Source organism: Pseudomonas asiatica (assembly GCF_009932335.1).
In the GTDB taxonomy this organism is placed as follows: Bacteria; Pseudomonadota; Gammaproteobacteria; order Pseudomonadales; family Pseudomonadaceae; genus Aquipseudomonas; species Aquipseudomonas asiatica.
This window is the reverse complement of sequence record NZ_BLJF01000002.1, coordinates 116,160-136,954: the sequence shown is the minus strand read 5'-3', so window position 1 is coordinate 136,954 and position 20,795 is coordinate 116,160. Positions and strand designations below refer to the sequence as shown.

The following is a 20,795-nucleotide window of genomic DNA, read 5'->3' as shown; positions in this document are numbered from 1 at the left end:
ACAGAAAAACCGGATTTCCGCTGCTTGTGCCGGCCTCTTCGCGGGTCACGCTCCTACAAGAGACTGCACTCGCCGGGAATCAGAAAACAAAAAAGCCGCCCCAAGGGGCGGCTTTCTCGTTGCGGGCGGGTGCAGCTTACAGCTGCGGGCCAGCGGCCTTGATGGCGTCGGAAACTTCGAACTTCTTGAAGTTTTCGATGAACAGCTTGGCCAGGCCTTTGGCGGCCTCGTCGTAGGCAGCCTTGTCAGCCCAGTTGGTGCGCGGGTTGAGCAGCTCGGTATCAACGCCCGGAACGGCCTTAGGCACGTCCAGGTTGATGATGTCCAGGTGCTCGGTTTCGGCACCGATCAGCGCGCCGCTCTGGATCGCAGCGATCACGGCACGTGTGGTCGGGATGCTGAAGCGCTTGCCAACGCCGTAGCCACCGCCGGTCCAGCCGGTGTTGACCAGGTAGACCTTCGAGTCGAAGCCCTTGATACGCTTGATCAGCAGCTCGGCGTACTCGCCAGCCGGGCGCGGGAAGAACGGGGCGCCGAAGCAGGTGGAGAAAGTCGACTTGATGCCGCTGCCCGAACCCATTTCGGTGGAACCGACCAGCGCGGTGTAGCCGGACAGGAAGTGGTAGGCAGCCTGCTCGTTGTTCAGGATCGAAACCGGAGGCAGAACACCAGTCAGGTCGCAGGTCAGGAAGATGACTGCGTTCGGCTCGCCGCCCAGGTTCGCTGCGGAACGCTTGGCAACGTGCTCCAGCGGGTAGGCCGCACGGCTGTTCTGGGTCAGGCTGACATCGGTGTAGTCGGCGTGCTTGTTGGCGTCGAGGACGACGTTTTCCAACACGGCGCCATGCTTGATGGCTTTCCAGATGACCGGCTCGTTCTTCTCGGACAAGTCGATGCACTTGGCGTAGCAGCCGCCTTCGATGTTGAAGACCACGCCCTCGCCCCAGCCGTGCTCGTCGTCACCGATCAGGTAACGGCTTTCGTCGGCCGACAGGGTGGTCTTGCCGGTGCCGGACAGGCCGAAGAACAAGGTCACATCGCCTGCTTCGCCGATGTTGGCGGCGCAGTGCATCGGCAGCACGTCGGCAGCCGGCAGCAGGAAGTTCTGCACCGAGAACATGGCTTTCTTCATTTCGCCGGCGTAGCGCATGCCAGCGATCAGCACCTTCTTCTGGGCGAAGTTGATGATCACGCAACCATCGGAGTTGGTGCCGTCACGCTCAGGCTCGCACACGAAGTTGGCGACGTTGAGGACCTGCCACTCGCCACGGCCAGCCGGGTTGTACTGCTCCGGGTTGATGAACAGGCAACGACCGAACAGGTTCTGCCAGGCAGTCTGGGTGGTCATCTTCACCGGCAGGTAGTGCTCGGCGGCCGCCCCTACGTGAACGTAGGAAACGAAGTGATCCTGGGCGTTGTTGAACGCCTCGACGCGGTCCCACAGGGCATCGAACTTGTCGGCCGGGAACTTGCGGTTGATCGGGCCCCAGGCAATGGCGTCCTGGGTGGAAGGCTCTTCGACGATGAAACGGTCAGCCGGCGAACGGCCAGTACGGTGACCGGTCTCCACGACCAGTGCGCCAGTATCGGCTAGTACGCCTTCACCGCGTTGCAGCGCTTCTTTTACCAGCTCATCGACGCTCAGGTCGGTGTACACGGTGTTGTTGGCTTGCGTCATGAGATACCCCATCCGGCCCGAGGCCGAGTGCTCCAAACGTTTTGTAGTTGTCTTGAAAAAACTACTACAGCGAAAAAAGTGGCCGGATTATGCCAGAAACGCCCAAAAAAAGTAGGCCCCTCCTGTCAGAACTGCGCTTTTGCGCAATTCGACAGGAGATTGTCCTGTAGTTAAACGTTTCAGTGACGAGTTTCTGAGGCTACGTCAGTGCCGCCACCGGCAAACAGTTGCGCCACATCGCTGGCGTCGAAGAAATAGCGCTCGTTGCAGAACTGGCAATCGATCTCCACCTGCCCGCCGCATTCTTCCACCAGCGCCTTGGCATCGTGCTCGCCCAAACTGACCAGCGCATTGCCGGAACGTTCGCGAGAGCAGCTGCAGTTGAAGCGCAACGGCTGGATATCGAACAGGCGCACGGCATCTTCGTGGTACAGGCGGTGCAGCAGGGTTTCGTTGTCCAGCGCCCACTCATCGGCCTTGAGCGTGGTGGCCAATGCCACAACGTGCTGCCAGCTTTCTTCACGCTCTTCATCGTCCGGCTGGCGATCGCGCGGCAGTTGCTGCAGCAGCAGACCACGGGCCTTGCCGCCTTCGGCGTTGAGCCAGAAGCGCGTGTTGAGCTGTTGCGACTGGACGAAGTAGTTGGTGAAGCACTCCGACAGGGTGGCGCCGTCGAGGTCGACGGTGCCCTGGTAGCGCTGGCCCTTGACGGGATCGATGGTCAGGGTCAGGTGGCCGTCGGGCATCAGCTGCGACAGGGTAGCATCCGCCGGGATCTGGTCCGCTTCGTAACGGGCCATGCCACGGATGTCCCGGTCACCCGAACATTCGACCATCAACAGCGGGATCGGCCCTGCGGAACGCGCCTGCAGAATCAGCAGGCCGTCGAACTTCAGCGCCCCCACCAGCAAGGCGGTGGCGGCCATCAGCTCGCCCAGCAGTGCCTGCACCGGCTGCGGGTACTCATGACGCGCCAGCACCGCGGCGTAGCTGTCATCGAGAGACACCCACTCGCCGCGCACATCGCGCTCGTCGAAGATGAAACGTTGGGTGAAATCGGTATCAGGCAAGTCGCTCATAGGTTTTGGCTATCTGAAAAATGATGACAAAATGGTTACAAGGGTTGTCGGAAAACATGCGAGAACCCCGTGACAGAGCGCTCACAAGGCGCTCCGATTCCTGTTTGCAATAGAGGTATTTTATGGACAATCGACCACTGTTCCAAGCAAGGTGGTCCTGGGGGCCATTGGCAGCCTGTACGCTGCTTCCTATCGCTCTACTGTGTTTCTGGTTATGGCCCATTGGCCAGATCTTGTGCCTGACTTTCGACGAGTGGCTGTTCCACAGCCTGAATGCGCCGCTGGCCGACAACACCACCTGGCGCTACATCTGGACCGTCGGTAGCCTGCGCCCATTCGACATCGTCGTCGGCCTGATCCTTCTGGCAGTGCTTATCCGTGGTGACTGGGTGTTCAAGGCAACCCAGGTGCGCCAGGCCTTTTTCGGCTTCCTGGTCACGCTAATCCTCTTAGTGGTGATTCGCGCGCTGTTTTCCAAGTGGGTGGATGCAGCCGGCTGGCAGCACAAGAGCCCGTCGATGATGTTCGACGAGGTGGTGCACCTCAGCGACTACTATCCGAACCTGGAGGCGGCCTGGGAGCTCAAGGACCGTTCCAGCAAGAGTTTCCCGGGGGATCATGCCTCGGTACTGCTGGTCTGGGCGCTGTTCATGAGCGTGTTCAGCCGCCGCCTGGTGCAGTACCTGGTGGTCTGGGGGCTGGCGGTATTGTTCATGTTGCCGCGCCTGGTGGCCGGTGCCCACTGGGGGCAGGATGACTACATCGGCGGGCTGCTGATGGCGGTGCTGGCGTTGGGCTGGAGCTGCTATACGCCGCTGGCGGCCAAGGGGAGTGCAGTGCTGCTGCGCTGGACGGCGCCGTTGTTCGCGATAGCGGCCAAGTTACCGTTGGTCGGGCGCTTGGCGGTGACCCGCTAGATCCTTGGGGCTACTGCGTAGCCCATCGCGGCACAAGGCCGCTCCTACAGGGGGGCGCAGGCCTCAGGCCTTGTGCTGGCTGCCGTGGCCTCATCGCCGGCAAGCCAGCTCCCACAGGGATTGCACAAGTTTCAGGGCTTGCGCAGTACCTGTGGGAGCTGGCTTGCCGGCGATGGGCCGCAAAACGGCCCCGGCTATTCGAAGCTCCCATGCAACTGGTGAATCTGCCGCCGCTGCTTCTTGGTCGGCCGCCCATCGGTGGTCACGCCCATCGCCCCGGCCTTGCGCAGTTCCGCCGCCTGTTCACGCCGGCGCACGCTGTCCTCGGTCTCTTCGTACAACGTCTGCGCCTCTGGCGCCCCACGCCGCACCACCGACAGAGCCTTCACCACCACGGTGCGCTCGTCGAATCCGGTGCGCAGCACGAACTCGTCACCCACCCGCGGCTCCTTGCCCGGCTTGCAGCGCTCACCCCGGCAATGCACCTTGCCGCTCTCGATCGCAGCCTTGGCCAGCGCGCGAGTCTTGTAGAAGCGTGCCGCCCACAGCCATTTGTCCAGGCGGACCTTGTCGTCGTCTTCGGCTTTTTGTGCCATCCCGTTACCTCGAACGCTGTGTTTCATCGAACTGTACTACCGTAACGATCGGATGCAAAAAATCCCCGCCGTGCTTACAGTTCACCACCTCATCCGCAGGGTGCGTTTCGTGAAGACATTTGACCATTTGACTGTGATCGGCCTGCGCGAGTGGGTCGCCCTGCCCGACCTTGGAGTGGCCGGGCTGCGCGCCAAGATCGACACCGGTGCCAGCACCTCCAGCCTGCACGCCACCGAAGTGGAACCGTTCGAGCGCGACGGCCAGCCCTGGGTCCGCTTTACCGCACATCTTGGCTCGGTGGTGCAGTTGCGCCACCGCCGCTGCGAGGCACCGCTGGTGACCATGAAAACCATCAAGAGCTCCAACGGCCAGGCCCAGACCCGCTATGTCATCCGCACGTCACTGGCCCTGGGCGACGGTGTGTGGGAAGTGGAGTTCACCCTGGCCTGCCGCAAGAACATGCGTTATCGCCTGTTGCTGGGTTCCAAGGCCCTGATCCATGGTCAGCTGGTGGTCAACCCTGGCCTCAAATACGTACAAGACAAACCGGCCTTCCCGGCCACCCTTTCTACTGCCACAGGTGCTGCATGAAGATCGCTGTGCTGTCGCGCAATCCGCGTCTGTATTCCACCCGCCGCCTGGTCGAAGCCGGTACCCAGCGGGGCCACGAAATGGTGGTGATCGACACCCTGCGGGCCTACATGAACATTGCCAGCCACAAACCGCAGATCCACTACCGCGGCAAGCCGCTGGAAGGCTTCGATGCGGTGATCCCGCGCATCGGTGCATCGGTGACCTTCTATGGCTGCGCAGTGCTGCGCCAGTTCGAGATGATGGGTGTATATCCGCTCAACGAGTCGGTAGCGATAGCCCGCTCCCGCGACAAGCTGCGTTCACTGCAATTGCTGTCGCGGCGCGGCATCGGCCTGCCGATTACCGGTTTCGCCCACTCGCCGGACGACATCCCCGACCTGATCCAGATGGTCAACGGCGCCCCGCTGGTGATCAAGGTGCTGGAAGGTACACAGGGCATCGGCGTGGTGCTGTGCGAAACCACCAAGGCCGCCGAATCGGTGATCGAGGCGTTCATGGGGTTGAAGCAGAACATCATGGTGCAGGAATACATCAAGGAAGCGGGTGGCGCGGATATCCGCTGCTTCGTGGTCGGCGACAAGGTCATCGCGTCGATGAAGCGCCAGGCCAAGCCGGGGGAATTCCGCTCCAACCTGCACCGCGGTGGGGTGGCCAGCCTGATCAAGATCACCCCGGAAGAACGCATGACCGCCATTCGCGCGGCCAAGGTGATGGGCTTGAGTGTGGCGGGTGTGGATATCCTGCGCTCCAACCACGGGCCGCTGGTGATGGAGGTGAACTCGTCGCCGGGGCTGGAAGGCATCGAAGTGACCACCGGCAAGAACGTGGCCGGCATGATCATCGAGCATCTGGAGAAGAATGGCGGGCCTAATCAGACTCGGACCAAGGGTAAGGGCTGAGATTTTGGGGCTGCTGCGCAGCCCATTCGCAGCACAAGGCTGCTGCTACAAGGGATCTCGCCCCCTGTAGGAGCGGCCTTGTGTCGCGAAAGGGCCGCAAAGCGGCCCCGGCAATCACACGGCATTACGCGGCAGCAACAGCCCCAAAGGCAACCGTACCCGCGCCTCGATCCCACCCCCGGACCGATTGCGCAACTCCACATTCCCGCCATGCTGCGCCGCGATCCGCTTGACGATCGCCAGCCCCAGCCCGGTGCCCTTGCCCCCCCGGGCCCGGTCACCACGAATGAACGGGTTGAAGATGGTCTCCAGCTCCGACTCGTCGATCCCCGTCCCGCGGTCCAGTACGCTCAGCACCACATACGGCGCACTCTCGTCGCCCGACACATAGGCGGCCACCTCGACCCCTTTGCCGGCGTGGTGCAGGGCGTTGCCGATCAGGTTGCCCAGCATGCGCTTGAGCGAAACCCGGCGCAGCGGGAACGGTGGGATCGGCTCCAGGCACAACCGCACCCGTTCCTCCGGCTGGTTGTACGGCGCCACCACTTCGCGCACCAGGTCAGCCAGGTCGACCTCCTCAACCGGCTCGTCACGCCCATCGCGGATAAAGGCCAGGAACTGGTCGAGGATCGCGTCCATGTCCTCGATATCGCGGACCATGTCGTCACTCAGTTCGCTGTCGCTGTCCAGCAACGACAACGACAGGCGCAGGCGCGTCAGCGGTGTGCGCAGGTCGTGGGAAACTCCGGCCAGCATCAGCTCGCGCTCGCGCCCGGCCTGCTCGACATCCTCAGCCATCTGGTTGAAGGCCTTGTACACCTCGGTCATCTCGCTGGGCGTATCGCTGATCGGCAGGCGCACGCTGCGCCCCTGGCCCAGTTGCCGGGCGGCGAACACCAGGCGCTTGAGCGGCTGGTTCAGCTGGCGCACGAAGATCCAGGCCGAAGCTGTGGACAACAGGCCGATGGCCAGGAACCAACCCAGCACGTTCCAGATCTTCTGCCCACGCAGCGGGTGCGGGTACAGCGGTACCTTCAACCAGCCCGGCCCCAGGCTTGGCGCATTGACCCACAACGCCGGCGGTGCATGAATGCGCAACCGTACCTCGGTGTCTTCGCCCAACTCGGCCTGCATCTGCCGTTGGTAGATTTCGCTGTAGGGCCAGTGCTGCTCACCCTCGGGCACGCCCGAGCCGGTGACCCGGATAAGGCCTGCCGCTTCGGCGATCTTGTCGCGGTTTTCTTCGTCGGCTGCCCAATAGGCGCGCAGGGTCAGCGCAACACCGTGGCTGTACTGACGGTCGACCAGCACGTCCTCGTTCATCAGCAGGTAGACCAGGGTCAAGGCCTTGGAGAACAAGACGACGATCAACACCAGCCACAGGGTGCGGGCGAAGAAACTTTGCGGAAACCAGAGCGGTGTTTTCATCGACGGCGCGGCATCATTTACCGGCGTTTCCGTCCGGCACGAACACGTAGCCCACGCCCCACACGGTCTGGATATAACGCGGCTTGGACGGGTCCGGCTCGATCATGCGGCGCAGACGCGAGATCTGCACGTCGATGGAGCGTTCCAGCGCATCCCATTCACGGCCACGCGCCAGGTTCATCAGCTTGTCGCGGGTCAGCGGCTCGCGCGCGTGCATCACCAGCGCCTTGAGCACGGCGAACTCGCCGGTAGTGAGCATGTGCACTTCGTCGCCACGCTTGAGTTCGCGGGTGGCCAGCGACAGCTCGTAGTCGCCGAAGGTGACCGACTCGTCTTCGCTACCCGGCGCACCCGGCACGCTCGGTGCCTGGCGGCGCAGCACGGCCTTGACCCGGGCCATCAGCTCGTCGGGGTTGAACGGCTTGCCCAGATAGTCGTCAGCGCCCAGCTCCAGGCCCTTGATACGGCTGAGCTCGTCGCCCTTGGCGGTGAGCATGATGATCGGGATCTGGTTGTTCTGCTGGCGCAGGCGCTTGCACGCCGACAGGCCATCCTCGCCGGGCAGCATCAGGTCGAGAACCACCAGGTTGAACACCTCACGCTGCAGCAGGCGGTCCATCTGCTCGGTGTTGGGCACCGCGCGGGCACGGTAGCCCTTGCTGGTGAAGAAACGTTCCAGCAGGCTGCTCAGCCCCGGGTCGTCGTCGACGATGAGAATCTTGTCACCTTCAGCGGTGTTTGGCGTGCCGGTCATGAATAACTCCTCTGATATCGCCGCGCATTATGGCGTAGCCATTGCTGCACGTTGCGTGAGCATTGTTAGCAGATTTTTCCCCCGGCGCCAGTTCCGGCTGGCCGGGCGCCATCACCGCAAGCCGTTTGCGATGGGTATAATGCGCGGCTTTCATCCAGCGCCGCCGGGCGACAGGCCCACAGGCGACCCCCGTATTCACAAATGTCAGGTGGTTTACATGGACAGCATCAACAGCCGTATCGCCGAGGAACTGGGCGTACGCCCCCAGCAGGTCGAGGCGGCCGTGGGCCTGTTGGACGAAGGCTCGACCGTGCCCTTCATCGCCCGCTACCGCAAGGAAGTGACCGGTAGCCTGGACGACACCCAGCTGCGCCATCTGGAAGAGCGCCTGCGCTACCTGCGCGAACTCGACGAGCGCCGTGCCAGCATCCTGGCCAGCATCGAGGAGCAGGGCAAGCTGACCCCGGAACTGGCCCGCGAGATCAAGCTGGCCGATACCAAGACCCGCCTCGAAGACCTGTACCTGCCGTACAAGCAGAAGCGCCGCACCAAGGGCCAGATCGCCCTGGAAGCCGGCCTCGGCGAGCTGGCCGACGGCCTGTTCAACAACCCAGACCTTGCCCCGGAAAGCGAAGCCGCACGCTTCGTCAACGCCGACAAGGGCGTGGCCGACGTCAAGGCCGCGCTGGAAGGCGCCAAGTACATCCTCATGGAGCGCTTCGCCGAAGACGCCGCCCTGCTCGACAAGCTGCGCAGCTTCCTCAAGCAGGAGTCGGTGCTCAGCGCCCGCGTCGTGCCTGGCAAGGAAGAGGAAGGCGCCAAGTTCCGTGACTACTTCGCCCATGACGAACTGCTGCGCAACGCGCCGTCGCACCGCGCCCTGGCAATTTTCCGCGGGCGTAACGAAGGCGTGCTGAGCGCCTCGCTGAAAGTCGGCGAAGAACTGCCCGGCACCCTGCACCCGTGCGAACTGATGATCGGCAACCACGTCGGCATCGAGAACCGCAACCGCCCGGCCGACAAGTGGCTGGGCGAAGTGGTGCGCTGGACCTGGAAGGTCAAGCTCTACACCCACCTGGAAACCGACCTGTTCGGCGAGCTGCGCGACAACGCCGAAGGCGAGGCGATCAATGTGTTCGCCCACAACCTGCACGACCTGCTGCTGGCCGCCCCGGCCGGCCCGCGCGCCACCCTGGGCTTCGACCCGGGCCTGCGTACCGGCTGCAAGATCGCCGTGGTCGATGCCACAGGCAAGTTGCTGGACCACACCACGGTCTACCCGCACGCGCCGAAGAACGACTGGGACCGCACCATTTCGATCATGGCTGCACTATGCGCCAAGCACTCGGTGGAGCTGATCGCCATCGGTAACGGCACCGCCAGCCGCGAAAGCGACAAGCTGGTGGCGGAGCTGGTCAAGAAGTACCCAGCGCTGAAGATCACCAAGATCATGGTTTCCGAGGCCGGCGCTTCGGTGTACTCCGCATCGGAACTGGCCGCCCGCGAATTCCCGGACCTGGACGTGTCGATCCGTGGCGCCGTGTCGATTGCCCGCCGCCTGCAGGACCCGCTGGCCGAGCTGGTGAAGATCGACCCGAAATCCATCGGTGTCGGCCAGTACCAGCATGACGTGTCTCAACTGAAACTGGCGCGCGGCCTGGACGCCGTGGTCGAGGACTGCGTGAACGCCGTGGGCGTGGACGTCAACACCGCCTCGGTGGCCCTGCTGACGCGCATCTCCGGCCTTAACGCTACCCTGGCGCAGAACATCGTCGCCCATCGCGATGCCAACGGCCCGTTCGCCACTCGCGCGGCACTGAAAAAGGTCAGCCGCCTGGGTGAGAAAACCTTCGAACAAGCCGCCGGCTTCCTGCGTGTGATGAACGGCGACAACCCGCTGGATGCCTCCGCGGTGCACCCCGAGGCCTACCCGCTGGTGCAACGGATTGCCGCCGATACCGGCCGTGACATCCGCTCGCTGATCGGTGACAGCAGCTTCCTCAAGCGCCTGGACCCGAAGAAATTTACCGATGAAACCTTCGGCCTGCCGACCGTCACCGACATCCTGCAAGAACTGGACAAGCCTGGCCGCGACCCACGCCCCGAGTTCAAGACCGCCACCTTCCAGGACGGCGTCGAAGACCTCAAGGACCTGGAACCGGGCATGATCCTCGAAGGCGTGGTGACCAACGTCACCAACTTCGGTGCCTTCGTCGACATCGGCGTGCACCAGGACGGCCTGGTGCACATTTCGGCGCTGTCCGAGAAGTTCATCAAGGACCCGCGTGAAGCGGTCAAGGCCGGCGACGTGGTCAAGGTCAAGGTCATGGAAGTGGACATCCCGCGCAAGCGTGTCGGCCTGTCCATGCGCATGAGCGACACCCCTGGCGAGAAGGTCGATGGCAACCGCGGCGGTAACCGTGGCAATGGCGGCAACCGCCAGCAGCAGGCGCCGCGCCAGCGCGAAACCGCCACCGCAGCACCGGCCAACAACGCCATGGCAGCCCTGTTCGCCAACGCCAAGCAGCTGAAGAAGAAGTGATGGACGTTCCACGCGAATACGTCGAAAGCGCCTTCAGCCAGCTCCTCGGCTGCCGCCTGCAACGCCTGGAGACAGGTGTTGCCGAGGTAGCCCTGGCGCTCGAGCCACACTTGCGCAACCGTGGCCAGAAGCTGCACGGCGGGGCGATCTTCAGCCTGGTGGACATCGCCATGGGCCTGGCCTGCTCGGCCAGCCATGGTTTTGACCAGCAAAGCGTCACCATCGAGTGCAAGATCAACTACATGCGCGCCGTCAGTGACGGCGAGGTGCTGTGCACCGCCCGCGTGCTGCACGCCGGGCGGCGTACCCTGGTGGTCGACGCCGACGTAGTTCAGGGCGACAAGCTGGTGGCGAAAGCGCAAGGAACCTTCGCGGTTCTCTAGCTCACCAAGCATTATCTGCGGTATTTTCAGCAGTGCGCTGGCACTGCTGGATCCGCGTTAACCAGGCGACAACGCCAGTTCCTTTCTTCCTACCCTTGTAGACCGTTATCTCTACCCCCATATTGGGGCGACTGACGCGTGAAGGAATACATCTTGAGCGACCTCCTCAACCGCCGCCTGAGCCTGCTCGGCGCCAATCTTCCCCTGCTCAAGCAGTGCCTGCACGGTATTGAGCGCGAATGTCTGCGCGTGACCGACGAAGGTCGCCTGGCCCAGACCCCGCATCCGCAAGCCCTGGGATCGGCGCTGACCAACGAGCAGATCACCACCGATTATTCCGAGTCGCTGCTGGAGTTCATCACCCCGGCCCTTCCCGACCCGGCCAAGGTGCTGGAAAGCCTCGAAGAGACCCACCGTTTCGTCTACAGCAAGCTGGGCGACGAATATCTGTGGAGCCCGTCGATGCCCTGCACGCTGCCAGCCGAGGAGGACATCCCGATCGCCGAGTACGGCAGCTCGAACATCGGTAAGCTCAAGCATGTCTACCGCAAGGGCCTGGCCCTGCGCTACGGCCGCACCATGCAGTGCATCGCCGGTATCCATTACAACTTCTCGCTGCCCGAAGCGCTGTGGCCGTTGCTGCGCGCCGCAGAAGGCGGCAGCGAGAGCGACCGCGACTACCAGTCGTCGGCCTATATCGCGCTGATCCGTAATTTCCGCCGCTACAGCTGGCTGCTGATGTACCTGTTCGGCGCCTCGCCGGCCCTGGACAAAGGCTTCCTGCGTGGCCGCCCGCACCAGCTCGAAGAGCTGGACGCCGAAACCCTGTACCTGCCCTACGCCACCAGCCTGCGCATGAGCGACCTTGGCTACCAGAGCAACGCCCAGGCCGGCCTCACGCCGTGCTACAACAACCTGGCCAGCTACACCGACAGCCTGCGCAAGGCGGTGGGCACGCCCTACCCGCCTTACGTCGAAGTCGGCACGCACGTGGATGGCGAGTGGGTACAGCTGAACACCAACATCCTGCAGATCGAAAACGAGTACTACTCGAACATTCGCCCCAAGCGCGTCACCTACACCGGCGAGCGGCCGATCCAGGCCCTGACCTCGCGCGGCGTGCAGTACGTGGAAGTGCGTTGCCTGGACATCAACCCGTTCCTGCCGGTGGGCATCGACCTGACCGAGGCGCGCTTCCTCGACGCGTTCCTGCTGTTCTGCGCGCTGGAAGACAGCCCGCAACTGGACAACGGCGAATGCGGCCAGTGCACCAACAACTTCCTGACAGTGGTCAAGGAAGGCCGACGCCCGGGCCTGGAACTGCGCCGCAATGGCCAGCCGATCGGCCTGAAGACCTGGGCCAGCGAGCTGATCGAGCGAATCCGGCCACTGGCCGATCTGCTCGACCAGGCGCAAGGCGGTGCAGAGCACGGCAATGCCCTGGATGCCCAGCAGGCCAAGGTCGACGACGCCTCGCTGACCCCGTCGGCCCAAGTGCTGGCGCGCATGACCGAGCATAACGAAAGCTTCGTCAAGTTCGCCCTGCGCCAGAGTCGTATTCACGCCGAAACCTTCCGCGAGCAGCCACTGCCGGTCGAACGCCAGCAGGCCTTCGAAACCCTCGCCCGCGACTCGCTGGCCGAGCAGTCGCGCCTGGAACAGCAGGAAGTCGGCGACTTCGACCTGTTCGTCGGCGCCTACCAGGCCAGCATCCTGGCGATCAGCAACTGATGACCCGCACTGCCACCCCGCGCAAGCCGCGCGCCAGCAGCCAGGCCAGGATCGAGGCGATCCTGGCTGCTGCACGCGAGTTGCTGGCCGAGCTGGGGGTGGCGAGCCTGTCGATCTACAGCGTGGCCGAGCGCGCACAGATACCACCGTCGTCGGTGTACCACTTCTTCGCCAGCGTGCCGGCGCTGCTGGAGGCGTTGACGGCCGATGTGCACCGGGCCTTTCGGGAAGCGCTGAGCGCGCCGATCGACAGCAGTGCGTTCAACACCTGGCACGAGCTGTCACGGCTGATCGAGCAGCGGATGCTGAATATCTATAACGAGGACGCGGCGGCGCGGCAGCTGATCCTGGCCCAGCATGGCCTGAGCGAAGTGGTGCAGGCCGACCGGCAGCACGACATGGAACTGGGCGACTTGATGCACAAGTTGTTCGACCAGCATTTTCATCTGCCCGAGATGCCGGTGGATGTGGACGTGTTTGCCCTGGCCATGGAATTGAGTGACCGGGTGTATGCGCGGTCGGTGCAGCTGCATGAGGCGATCACCCCGCGCATGGCCGAGGAAGGCAAGCGAGTGTTCGAGGCGTATCTGGGGTTGTATCTGCCGCCATTTCTGGCCAAGCGTTAAATTTGATGGCCTCATCGCCGGCAAGCCAGCTCCCACAGGTACAGCACAAGGCCTGAAGCTTGTGGGCACCTATGGGAGCTGGCTTGCCGGCGATTGGGCTGCAAAGCAGCCCCATGGCCAACACCCATCACAGCTTGGCGATGGACACTTCAGTCGATTTCACGAAGGCAATCACTTCACTGCCCACCTGCAGCTCCAGCTCACGCACGGAGCGGGTGGTGATGACCGAAGTGACGATGCCCGAGGCAGTCTGCACGTCGATTTCCGACAGTACCGGACCTTCCAGGATTTCCTTCACGGTGCCTTTGAACTGGTTGCGAACGTTGATGGCTTTGATGGTCATGATTTGATTCCTTCTCTATGGCTTCAGTCTGGTAAGTGAGTCAGTCAGTGCGCCCAACGCAGTTGCGTGGGCAAAGGGGCTACAGGATCCGGCTCGGGCGCAGCGCCCGGGGCCGACAGAACACGGTTGAGCACTTCGCTTTCCAGCGCGGCCAGGCGGTGCGAACCACGCGCCCGAGGCCGTGCCAGGTCGACAGTGAGGTCGAGCCCGACTTCGCCGTCCTCGATCAGGATCACCCGGTCAGCCACGGCGACTGCCTCGCTGACATCGTGGGTAACCAGCAACACGGTGAAGCCGTGCTGACGCCACAGGCGTTCGATCAGTTGCTGCATCTCGATACGGGTCAATGCATCCAGTGCACCGAGCGGCTCGTCCAGCAGCAGCAGGCGCGGCTGGTGAATCAGCGCCCGGGCCAGGGCCACACGCTGCTTCTGGCCACCCGACAGAGCCGCCGGCCATTCATTGGCGCGATCGGCCAGGCCAACGGACTCCAACGCTTCCAGCGCACGCGGGCGCCAGTCGCCAGACAGGCCCAGGCCAACGTTGTCGATCACCTTCTTCCATGGCAGCAGGCGCGCGTCCTGGAACATCAGGCGGGTTTCTTCGCGGGCCTGTTCCAGCGGCGCGGCACCGGCCAGCAACTGGCCTGCAGTGGGCTGGTCGAGACCGGCCAGCAGGCGCAGCAAGGTGCTCTTGCCGCAGCCACTACGGCCGACGATCGCGACGAACTGGCCGGCAGGAATATGCAGCTCGATCCCCTTCAGCACTTCGCGCTGGCCAAAGGTCTTGCGCAGGCCGCTGGAAGCCAGCGGGATGCCACGCAGCAGGCGTGGCGGCTGTTCCTTGAGTACGGTCATGCGCCCTCCCTCCTGGCCACTTGATAGGCCGGGTGCCAGCGCAGCCAAACACGCTCCAGGCCCCGGGCTGCGAGGTCGGCAAGCTTGCCGAGCACGGCATACAGGACGATGGCCAGCACTACCACGTCGGTCTGCAGGAACTCACGGGCGTTCATCGCCAGGTAACCGATGCCGGCATTGGCCGAAATGGTTTCGGCAACGATCAGGGTCAGCCACATGAAGCCCAGGGCAAAGCGCACGCCTACCAGGATCGAAGGCAATGCCCCGGGCAGGATCACCTGGCGGAACAGGCTGAAGCCGGACAAGCCATAGCTGCGCGCCATTTCCACCAGCGCCGGGTCGACGTTGCGGATGCCGTGATAGGTGTTCAGGTAGATCGGGAACAGCGTGCCCAGCGCCACCAGGAAGATCTTTGCCGACTCGTCGATACCGAACCACAGGATCACCAGCGGGATCAGCGCCAGGTGCGGCACGTTGCGGATCATCTGCACCGAGCTGTCGAGCAGGCGTTCGCCCCAGTTCGACAGGCCGGTGATGAAGCCCAGCACCAGGCCGATGCTGCCACCGATGACGAAGCCCAGCCCGGCACGCCAGCCACTGATGGCCAGGTGGGTCCAGATCTCGCCGCTGCGCACCAGCTCGACGCCGGCGCTGACCACGGCGCTGGGCGCGGGCAGGATGCGCGTCGACAGCCAGCCGGCGCTGACCGCCAGTTGCCAGGCAGCCAGCAGCAGTACCGGCAGCGCCCATGGCGCCAGGCGCTGGCCAAGGTTGTTGGAAGTTGCACGACTCATGGCCTGGCCCTCAGCTCTGCGCAACGGACTTGGGCAGGATGTCGTTGGCCACCATTTCGCCAAACGGGCTCACATAGCCGCCGGCCTTGGCTTGCTCCGGGCGTTGCACATCCAGGTGCGGGAACAGCAGCTCGGCCACCCGGTACGACTCTTCCAGGTGCGGGTAGCCGGAGAAGATGAAGGTATCGATGCCCAGCTCGGCGTATTCCTTGACGCGTGCCGCGACGGTCCGGCCATCCCCCACCAGCGCGGTACCGGCACCGCCACGCACCAGGCCGACACCTGCCCACAGGTTGGGGCTGACCTCCAGCTTGTCACGGTTGCCGTTGTGCAGGGCGGCCATGCGTTGCTGGCCGACCGAGTCGAAGCGCGCCAGCGAGGCCTGTGCACGAGCGATGGTGTCGTCGTCCAGGTGCGAGATGAGCTTGTCGGCAGCGGCCCAGGCTTCTTCGTTGGTTTCCCGCACGATCACGTGCAGGCGGATGCCGAAGCGCACTTCGCGGCCCTGAGCAGCGACTTTCTCACGCACCTGGGCGATTTTTTCAGCGACCGCACTCGGCGGCTCGCCCCAGGTCAGGTACAGCTCGACCTGCTCGGCGGCCAGGTCCTGTGCGGCTTCGGAGGAACCACCGAAATACAGTGGCGGGCGTGGTTGCTGGATCGGCGGGTAGAGCAGCTTGGCGCCCTTCACCTGGATGTGCTTGCCGTCGTAGTCGACCACCTCGCCTTCCAGCACCTTGCGCCAGATACGGGTGAACTCTACCGAGGCTTCATAACGTTCCTGATGGTTCAGGTGCAGGCCGTCACCGGCCAACTCGTCCGGGTCGCCACCGGTCACCAGGTTGAACAGCGCGCGGCCGTTGGACAGGCGATCAAGGGTTGCTGCCTGGCGTGCCGCCACGGTCGGCGAAATGATCCCGGGGCGCAGGGCGACCAGGAACTTCAGCCGCTGGGTCACCGGGATCAGCGATGCCGCGACCAGCCAGGAGTCCTCGCAGGAGCGCCCGGTAGGGATCAGCACGCCACCAAAGCCGAGCCGGTCGGCCGCCTGGGCGATCTGCTGCAGGTAGCCATGGTCGACGGCGCGCGCGCCATCGGAGGTGCCCAGGTACTTGCCGTCACCGTGGGTAGGAAGGAACCAGAAGATGTTAAGGCTCATTGGAGTTGTCTCCTCAAGGGGGCTCAGCCAGGGCGGCGCCCCGGCGCAGGCGAATCAATCAAGGCGCACTGGCGACCTTGGCCGGGGGTGTCCAGATCACGTCCTTGATGCTCAGCGGCTTGGGAATCAGCTTCAGTGCCTGGAACGTGTCGGCGATCTTCTGTTGCGCGGCCACCACTTCCGGGGTGAGCGGCGCGGCACCGTAGCCTTGGCGCTTGACCGAAGTCAGGGTGATATCGGCGGGCAGGCCGAGCAGCGGCGCGACCTGGTCGGTCACTTCCTGCGGGTTGGCCTGGGACCATCCACCCACGGCACGCACTTCTTCGATCAGGGTGTTGATCACCGCCGGGTGCTGGGTCGCGTAGTTGCGGGTGGCCAGGTAGAACTGATGGTTGTCGACCAGGCCCTTGCCATCGCGCAGGGTATGAGCCTGCAGCTGTTTCTCGGCGGCAGCCTGGTACGGGTCCCAGATCACCCAGGCGTCCACGCTGCCGCGTTCGAAGGCGGCGCGGGCGTCGGCCGGGGGCAGGTACACCGGCTGGATGTCGCTGTATTTCAGGCCTGCGTCTTCCAGGGCGCGAACCAGCAGGTAGTGAACGTTGGAGCCTTTGTTGAGGGCGACTTTCTTGCCCTTGAGGTCTTTGACCGACTGGATCGGCGAGCCCTTCGGCACCAGGATCGCCTCGCTGTGCGGCGCTGGCGGCTCGTAGGCGACGTACAGCAGGTCGGCACCGGCGGCCTGGGCGAACACCGGCGGGGTTTCACCGGTGACGCCAAAGTCGATGGAGCCTACGTTCAGCCCCTCAAGCAGCTGCGGGCCGCCGGGGAACTCGGTCCATTGCACCTGCACGCCCTGCTCGGCCAGGCGCTTTTCCAGCGTGCCCTTGGCCTTGAGCAGCACCAGGGTGCCGTATTTCTGGTAACCGATACGCAGGCTCTCGGCCTGGGCTTGGGTAATGGCGCCGAAGGACACAGCCGCCGCAAACAGGGCGACCAGACCGCGACGCAAGAAGACTGTGCGCATGGCGCTCTCCTGTGCGAGTGGGTTCGGGTTGCACCTGCTTGCCTCGTTGTCGGGCGAGTAAGGTGGTGAAGCGGGTTGGGCCGGTCAGATGCTCCAGCGAGCGCTGATCAGGCGTTCGTTCAATACGCCGGGGGCCACGGGGCGCGGCCGACGGGCCAGTGCAACGTGGAAGGTTTCCAGCGCGTCCTGCAGGCGTTCTTCCAGCGCCGCTACCAGCTGCGCGGGCCTGGAGCCTTCTGCGTAGGCGACCTGGCTGTCGTCGGCGAAGATCCCTTGCAGGGTCTCTTGCGCCTTGAGTGCCGACAGCACGGGTTTCAGCGCGTAATCCACCGCCAGCATGTGGGCGATGCTGCCGCCGGTGGCGATCGGCAACACGATCTTGTGTGCCAGGGCGCGTTCGGGCAGCAGGTCGAGCAAGGTTTTCAGGGCACCGGCGAACGAGGCCTTGTACACCGGCGTGGCGACGATCAGGCCATCGGCCTGGGCGACCAGCTGCTGGAAGTGCTGCACCTTCGGGCTGTCGAAACGAGCGTGCAGCAGGTCTTCGGCGGGAAAGTCACGTACCTGGAACGTCACTACCTCGACGCCACGGTCCTGCAGCCACTGGCGAGAACGCTCCAGCAGCACGCCGGAGCGTGAACGGGTACTTGGGCTACCACCGATTGAGACGACCAGCATTGCAGCGCTTCCTTGTGTTTTGTTGGAGGTGACATTAGCAGTCGTCGCATATATCTAGAAATCATATTTTTTCATTTGTTTATTCCATTTTTATCAAAATCCTGTTTTGGCACTTTCGGGGGTTTACCCGCGAAGAAGCCACCGCAGTTTCAGCAGGCATAAAAAAGGGCCGTCGAAACGGCCCGAATATCCCTGCTTTGGCTAAGAGCAATGCAACGAGGAATCCTTTAACGATTGGGCTGCGGAGTCAGCCGCAGATAGGGTTTGACCGCCCGGTAACCTTTGGGGAAACGCTGCCTGATCTCTTCCTCGTCCTTCAGCGAGGGCACGATTACCACGTCGTCACCGTCCTGCCAGTTACCTGGCGTGGCGACCTTGTGGTTGTCGGTCAGCTGCAGCGAGTCGATCACCCGCAAGATTTCGTTGAAGTTGCGTCCGGTACTGGCCGGGTAGGTGATGGTCAGGCGCACCTTCTTGTTCGGGTCGATGACGAACAGCGAGCGCACGGTCAGGGTGTCGCTGGCATTCGGGTGGATCAGGTCGTACAGGTCGGACACCTTGCGGTCGGCGTCGGCAATGATCGGGAAGTTGACCACGGTGTTCTGGGTTTCGTTGATGTCATCGATCCAGCGGTGGTGCGAATCGACCGGGTCCACCGACAGGGCGATGGCCTTGACCCCGCGTTTGGCGAAATCGTCCTTCAGCTTGGCGGTCAGGCCCAGCTCGGTGGTGCACACCGGGGTGAAGTCGGCTGGGTGAGAGAACAACACCCCCCAGCTGTTGCCCAGCCACTCGTGGAAGCGGATCTTGCCTTCACTGGAATCCTGTTCGAAATCGGGGGCGATATCGCCGAGTTTTAGGCTCATGGGCTGCGGCTCCTGTGCTGGGTTCTGTACCGTGTGGGTTCAATGTGCCTGCATTCGATTAAAAATAAAAAGAATAAATACTGATTTGTTTATAACCAAAAAACATACGAAATTGCAGACACAAAAAAGCCTCGCACTAGGCGAGGCTTCTTGTTCAGCTACGGCTTACAGGAAGTTGTAAGTGTAGTTCACGATGAAGCGAGTCTGGTCTTTGTCCCCGATGCTTTCGCCGCTACCACGGTAAACACCCTGACGCAGGCTGAAGCCCAGGCCTTTGAGGGAGCCTTGCTGAATGGTGTAGTCGACGCGTGCGTCACGTTCCCATTCGTTGTAGCTGCCGTCGCCCGACTTGTTGCGGATGTCGTCACCACGCAGGTAGGCCACCGAAGCCTTCAGGCCTGGAACGCCCAGGGACGCGAAGTCATAGGAGTACTGACCGAAGGTGGTGTTCTCACCGGCACGAGCGAACTGGTTGATCATGCTGTCGGTGAACAGGTAGAAGCTTGCGCCGCCATTGCCTTCCAGCGAGGAAGTGGCGCCGTCCTTGCGGACGCTACCTTGGTTCAGCCAGACGAAACCACCATCGTCACCCACTTGCTGGTGACCGAGCATCAGCGCATGGCCACCCAGGGTGTAGGTGAACATGGCGCTCCAGGTCTTGTTGTCGACCTCGCCCCCGTTCTTCGCGTAGCCACCGTTGTTGTCGAAGGCGTAACCGGTCTCGCCATTCTTGCCGTCGCTGCGGCTATCGAAGTAGCGCAGGTCGGTCTTGAACGACTGGTTGTCGGCGATCTTGAAGACGTGGGTAGCACCCAGGAAGTGCTGCTTGTAGAAGTCTTCCAGGTTCGAGTAGTAGTACTGCAGGGTCAGGTCGGGAGTGAGCTTGTAGTCACCACCGGCGAACTGGAACTTGTTGCTGTCGCGGAAGGCGCCAGAAACGGAAAGACCGGTACGGTTGCTCGAAGCACGACCCATGGCGTGGGTCAGTTGACCTGCGTTGAAGGTCAGGTTGTCGATTTCCTTCGACTGGAGGGTGCCACCCTCGAAGGTCTGCGGCAGCAGACGGCCGTCGTTGGAGACCAGGATCGGCAGCATAGGCGCCAGGGCGCTACCGTAGTGGACCTCGGTCTTGGAGAAGCGAGCCTTGGCGTTACCACCAATGCGTGCCCAGTCGTGAACTGCCGAACCATCGGAGTCGCTTGGGAAGAAGGTGTTGTTGGCATCTGGACGGCTACCACGGCCACCATCCAGGTGAATGCCCCACAAAGCCTGGACGTCGACACCAAAACCTACGGTGCCTTCGGTGAAACCAGACAGGTAGTCGAGCTTGAAGCCCTGACCGCTTTCTTTCTGGTCGATACCGCTTTCGCGGTTGTCATCGTTGAAGTACATGGTGCGCGAGCTGAGCGACAGCTTGCTGTCTTCAACGAAACCGGCAGCGCCTGCTTGTTGGGCGAGAACCCCCAGTGCCACGGCCAGGGCCAGGCTGGACTTGTACATGTTTTGCTCCTCTACGTTCTAATTCTTGTGTATCTCTGGTGGCGGGATCTGCTGCCCCGCTCACCGTGGATTGGCGATTTAGTCCCAAAGCGTGACCGTAAAGTCAATCGTTTCTAAACGTTTCGCGACTTTGGTCTAAGACGCCAGCTGCGCTACAGGATAATGACAATCCTATAAATCCAAAATGACCGTTTTATGAATTGGTAAGATTTTTAAGGAATATGTTAGGAATTATTACTGCTATTCGTTAGAAGCAGCATTCTTTTCATAACCAATAGTTATTTGCAAACGTTTGCTCATAACCTAATTCCGTATCGTTCTATCGGGACGAAAAAGCCTAGCAGCA

Annotated in this window: 20 protein-coding genes; 7 read left to right on the top strand and 13 right to left on the bottom strand. The window is 62.8% G+C overall.

Annotated features, from left to right (window positions below; genetic code table 11):
- Positions 1-136: 136 nt before the first annotated feature.
- Together GYA95_RS20020 and hslO are read right to left on the bottom strand one after the other, a co-directional pair.
- A complete protein-coding gene (locus GYA95_RS20020) occupies positions 137-1,678 on the bottom strand; it encodes a phosphoenolpyruvate carboxykinase (RefSeq protein WP_015268605.1) in 1,542 nt (513 codons plus the stop codon).
- Positions 1,679-1,857: 179 nt separating this feature from the next.
- Positions 1,858-2,757 (bottom strand): Hsp33 family molecular chaperone HslO, encoded by a 900-nt coding sequence (gene hslO / locus GYA95_RS20015; RefSeq protein ID WP_015268604.1) that lies wholly within the window; start codon positions 2,755-2,757, stop codon positions 1,858-1,860.
- 122 nt (positions 2,758-2,879) lie between these two features.
- On the opposite strand from hslO, the gene GYA95_RS20010 reads away from it, so the two are divergent.
- A complete protein-coding gene (locus tag GYA95_RS20010) occupies positions 2,880-3,674 on the top strand; it encodes a phosphatase PAP2 family protein (RefSeq protein ID WP_015268603.1) in 795 nt (264 codons plus the stop codon).
- A 194-nt stretch (positions 3,675-3,868) separates the two neighbouring features.
- On the opposite strand, the gene GYA95_RS20005 is transcribed toward GYA95_RS20010, so the two are convergent.
- On the bottom strand, positions 3,869-4,270 hold the full coding sequence (locus tag GYA95_RS20005) for an RNA-binding S4 domain-containing protein (protein ID WP_013970457.1): 402 nt from the start codon (positions 4,268-4,270) through the stop codon (positions 3,869-3,871).
- A 109-nt stretch (positions 4,271-4,379) separates the two neighbouring features.
- Here GYA95_RS20005 and rimB point away from each other — a divergent pair, with 109 nt between their 5' ends.
- Positions 4,380-4,862: a retropepsin-like aspartic endopeptidase RimB gene (rimB, locus tag GYA95_RS20000; protein WP_003257436.1), complete on the top strand. Its 483-nt coding sequence runs from the start codon at positions 4,380-4,382 to the stop codon at positions 4,860-4,862.
- Positions 4,859-5,764 (top strand): 30S ribosomal protein S6--L-glutamate ligase, encoded by a 906-nt coding sequence (gene rimK / locus GYA95_RS19995; protein ID WP_015268602.1) that lies wholly within the window; start codon positions 4,859-4,861, stop codon positions 5,762-5,764. Before rimB ends, rimK begins: the two co-directional genes overlap by 4 nt.
- Before the next feature lie 114 nt (positions 5,765-5,878).
- Here the strand turns inward: rimK and GYA95_RS19990 are convergent, their stop codons facing one another.
- Both GYA95_RS19990 and ompR read right to left on the bottom strand, forming a co-directional pair.
- Positions 5,879-7,192 (bottom strand): ATP-binding protein, encoded by a 1,314-nt coding sequence (locus GYA95_RS19990; RefSeq protein ID WP_013970454.1) that lies wholly within the window; start codon positions 7,190-7,192, stop codon positions 5,879-5,881.
- A 13-nt stretch (positions 7,193-7,205) separates the two neighbouring features.
- Complete coding sequence (gene ompR, locus GYA95_RS19985; RefSeq protein ID WP_012270052.1) at positions 7,206-7,946, bottom strand: osmolarity response regulator transcription factor OmpR; 741 nt, start codon at positions 7,944-7,946, stop codon at positions 7,206-7,208.
- 217 nt (positions 7,947-8,163) lie between these two features.
- Between ompR and GYA95_RS19980 the strand changes: the two genes are divergently transcribed.
- From GYA95_RS19980 to GYA95_RS19965, 4 genes are all read left to right on the top strand, one after another.
- Positions 8,164-10,488 (top strand): Tex family protein, encoded by a 2,325-nt coding sequence (locus tag GYA95_RS19980; protein ID WP_015268601.1) that lies wholly within the window; start codon positions 8,164-8,166, stop codon positions 10,486-10,488.
- Positions 10,488-10,871, top strand: a complete 384-nt coding sequence (locus GYA95_RS19975) for a PaaI family thioesterase (protein ID WP_003257433.1) — start codon at positions 10,488-10,490, stop codon at positions 10,869-10,871. Before GYA95_RS19980 ends, GYA95_RS19975 begins: the two co-directional genes overlap by 1 nt.
- Before the next feature lie 153 nt (positions 10,872-11,024).
- Complete coding sequence (gshA, locus tag GYA95_RS19970) at positions 11,025-12,602, top strand: glutamate--cysteine ligase (RefSeq protein ID WP_015268600.1); 1,578 nt, start codon at positions 11,025-11,027, stop codon at positions 12,600-12,602.
- Positions 12,602-13,228, top strand: coding sequence for a TetR/AcrR family transcriptional regulator (locus GYA95_RS19965; protein ID WP_015268599.1), 627 nt, complete (start codon positions 12,602-12,604; stop codon positions 13,226-13,228). The genes gshA and GYA95_RS19965 overlap by 1 nt, the downstream gene beginning before the upstream one ends.
- A 127-nt stretch (positions 13,229-13,355) precedes the next feature.
- Here GYA95_RS19965 and GYA95_RS19960 read toward each other — a convergent pair whose 3' ends face one another.
- From GYA95_RS19960 to GYA95_RS19925, 8 genes are all read right to left on the bottom strand, one after another.
- Positions 13,356-13,571, bottom strand: a complete 216-nt coding sequence (locus GYA95_RS19960) for a TOBE domain-containing protein (RefSeq protein ID WP_003255829.1) — start codon at positions 13,569-13,571, stop codon at positions 13,356-13,358.
- A gap of 44 nt (positions 13,572-13,615) precedes the next feature.
- Positions 13,616-14,428 (bottom strand): aliphatic sulfonates ABC transporter ATP-binding protein, encoded by an 813-nt coding sequence (gene ssuB / locus GYA95_RS19955; RefSeq protein WP_013970450.1) that lies wholly within the window; start codon positions 14,426-14,428, stop codon positions 13,616-13,618.
- Positions 14,425-15,222: an aliphatic sulfonate ABC transporter permease SsuC gene (ssuC, locus tag GYA95_RS19950; RefSeq protein ID WP_015268598.1), complete on the bottom strand. Its 798-nt coding sequence runs from the start codon at positions 15,220-15,222 to the stop codon at positions 14,425-14,427. The genes ssuB and ssuC overlap by 4 nt, the downstream gene beginning before the upstream one ends.
- A gap of 10 nt (positions 15,223-15,232) precedes the next feature.
- Entirely contained in the window at positions 15,233-16,381 is a 1,149-nt protein-coding gene (gene ssuD, locus GYA95_RS19945; RefSeq protein WP_015268597.1) for an FMNH2-dependent alkanesulfonate monooxygenase, read from the bottom strand.
- Between the two features lie 58 nt (positions 16,382-16,439).
- Positions 16,440-17,405, bottom strand: coding sequence for a sulfonate ABC transporter substrate-binding protein (locus GYA95_RS19940; protein ID WP_015268596.1), 966 nt, complete (start codon positions 17,403-17,405; stop codon positions 16,440-16,442).
- Positions 17,406-17,489: 84 nt separating this feature from the next.
- Complete coding sequence (gene ssuE, locus GYA95_RS19935; protein WP_015268595.1) at positions 17,490-18,083, bottom strand: NADPH-dependent FMN reductase; 594 nt, start codon at positions 18,081-18,083, stop codon at positions 17,490-17,492.
- Positions 18,084-18,310: 227 nt separating this feature from the next.
- Positions 18,311-18,949 carry a peroxiredoxin gene (locus GYA95_RS19930; protein WP_015268594.1) on the bottom strand — a complete coding sequence of 213 codons (639 nt, stop codon included), beginning with the start codon at positions 18,947-18,949 and terminating at the stop codon, positions 18,311-18,313.
- A gap of 165 nt (positions 18,950-19,114) precedes the next feature.
- Positions 19,115-20,449 carry an OprD family porin gene (locus GYA95_RS19925; RefSeq protein WP_015268593.1) on the bottom strand — a complete coding sequence of 445 codons (1,335 nt, stop codon included), beginning with the start codon at positions 20,447-20,449 and terminating at the stop codon, positions 19,115-19,117.
- Positions 20,450-20,795 lie beyond the last annotated feature (346 nt).

Excerpts from the sequence above, each read along its gene's own strand:
- GYA95_RS19930 (WP_015268594.1), bottom strand. The coding sequence starts at position 18,949 with ATGAGCCTAAAACTCGGCGATATCGCCCCCGATTTCGAACAGGATTCC.
- ssuB (WP_013970450.1), bottom strand. The coding sequence starts at position 14,428 with ATGACCGTACTCAAGGAACAGCCGCCACGCCTGCTGCGTGGCATCCCG.
- GYA95_RS19980 (WP_015268601.1), top strand. The coding sequence starts at position 8,164 with ATGGACAGCATCAACAGCCGTATCGCCGAGGAACTGGGCGTACGCCCC.
- hslO (WP_015268604.1), bottom strand. The coding sequence starts at position 2,757 with ATGAGCGACTTGCCTGATACCGATTTCACCCAACGTTTCATCTTCGAC.
- GYA95_RS19975 (WP_003257433.1), top strand. The coding sequence starts at position 10,488 with ATGGACGTTCCACGCGAATACGTCGAAAGCGCCTTCAGCCAGCTCCTC.
- ssuC (WP_015268598.1), bottom strand. The coding sequence starts at position 15,222 with ATGAGTCGTGCAACTTCCAACAACCTTGGCCAGCGCCTGGCGCCATGG.
- ompR (WP_012270052.1), bottom strand. The coding sequence starts at position 7,946 with ATGACCGGCACGCCAAACACCGCTGAAGGTGACAAGATTCTCATCGTC.
- rimK (WP_015268602.1), top strand. The coding sequence starts at position 4,859 with ATGAAGATCGCTGTGCTGTCGCGCAATCCGCGTCTGTATTCCACCCGC.
- GYA95_RS20005 (WP_013970457.1), bottom strand. The coding sequence starts at position 4,270 with ATGGCACAAAAAGCCGAAGACGACGACAAGGTCCGCCTGGACAAATGG.
- GYA95_RS19940 (WP_015268596.1), bottom strand. The coding sequence starts at position 17,405 with ATGCGCACAGTCTTCTTGCGTCGCGGTCTGGTCGCCCTGTTTGCGGCG.
- GYA95_RS19990 (WP_013970454.1), bottom strand. The coding sequence starts at position 7,192 with ATGAAAACACCGCTCTGGTTTCCGCAAAGTTTCTTCGCCCGCACCCTG.
- GYA95_RS19965 (WP_015268599.1), top strand. The coding sequence starts at position 12,602 with ATGACCCGCACTGCCACCCCGCGCAAGCCGCGCGCCAGCAGCCAGGCC.
- GYA95_RS20010 (WP_015268603.1), top strand. The coding sequence starts at position 2,880 with ATGGACAATCGACCACTGTTCCAAGCAAGGTGGTCCTGGGGGCCATTG.
- GYA95_RS19925 (WP_015268593.1), bottom strand. The coding sequence starts at position 20,449 with ATGTACAAGTCCAGCCTGGCCCTGGCCGTGGCACTGGGGGTTCTCGCC.
- ssuD (WP_015268597.1), bottom strand. The coding sequence starts at position 16,381 with ATGAGCCTTAACATCTTCTGGTTCCTTCCTACCCACGGTGACGGCAAG.
- GYA95_RS20020 (WP_015268605.1), bottom strand. The coding sequence starts at position 1,678 with ATGACGCAAGCCAACAACACCGTGTACACCGACCTGAGCGTCGATGAG.
- ssuE (WP_015268595.1), bottom strand. The coding sequence starts at position 18,083 with ATGCTGGTCGTCTCAATCGGTGGTAGCCCAAGTACCCGTTCACGCTCC.
- GYA95_RS19960 (WP_003255829.1), bottom strand. The coding sequence starts at position 13,571 with ATGACCATCAAAGCCATCAACGTTCGCAACCAGTTCAAAGGCACCGTG.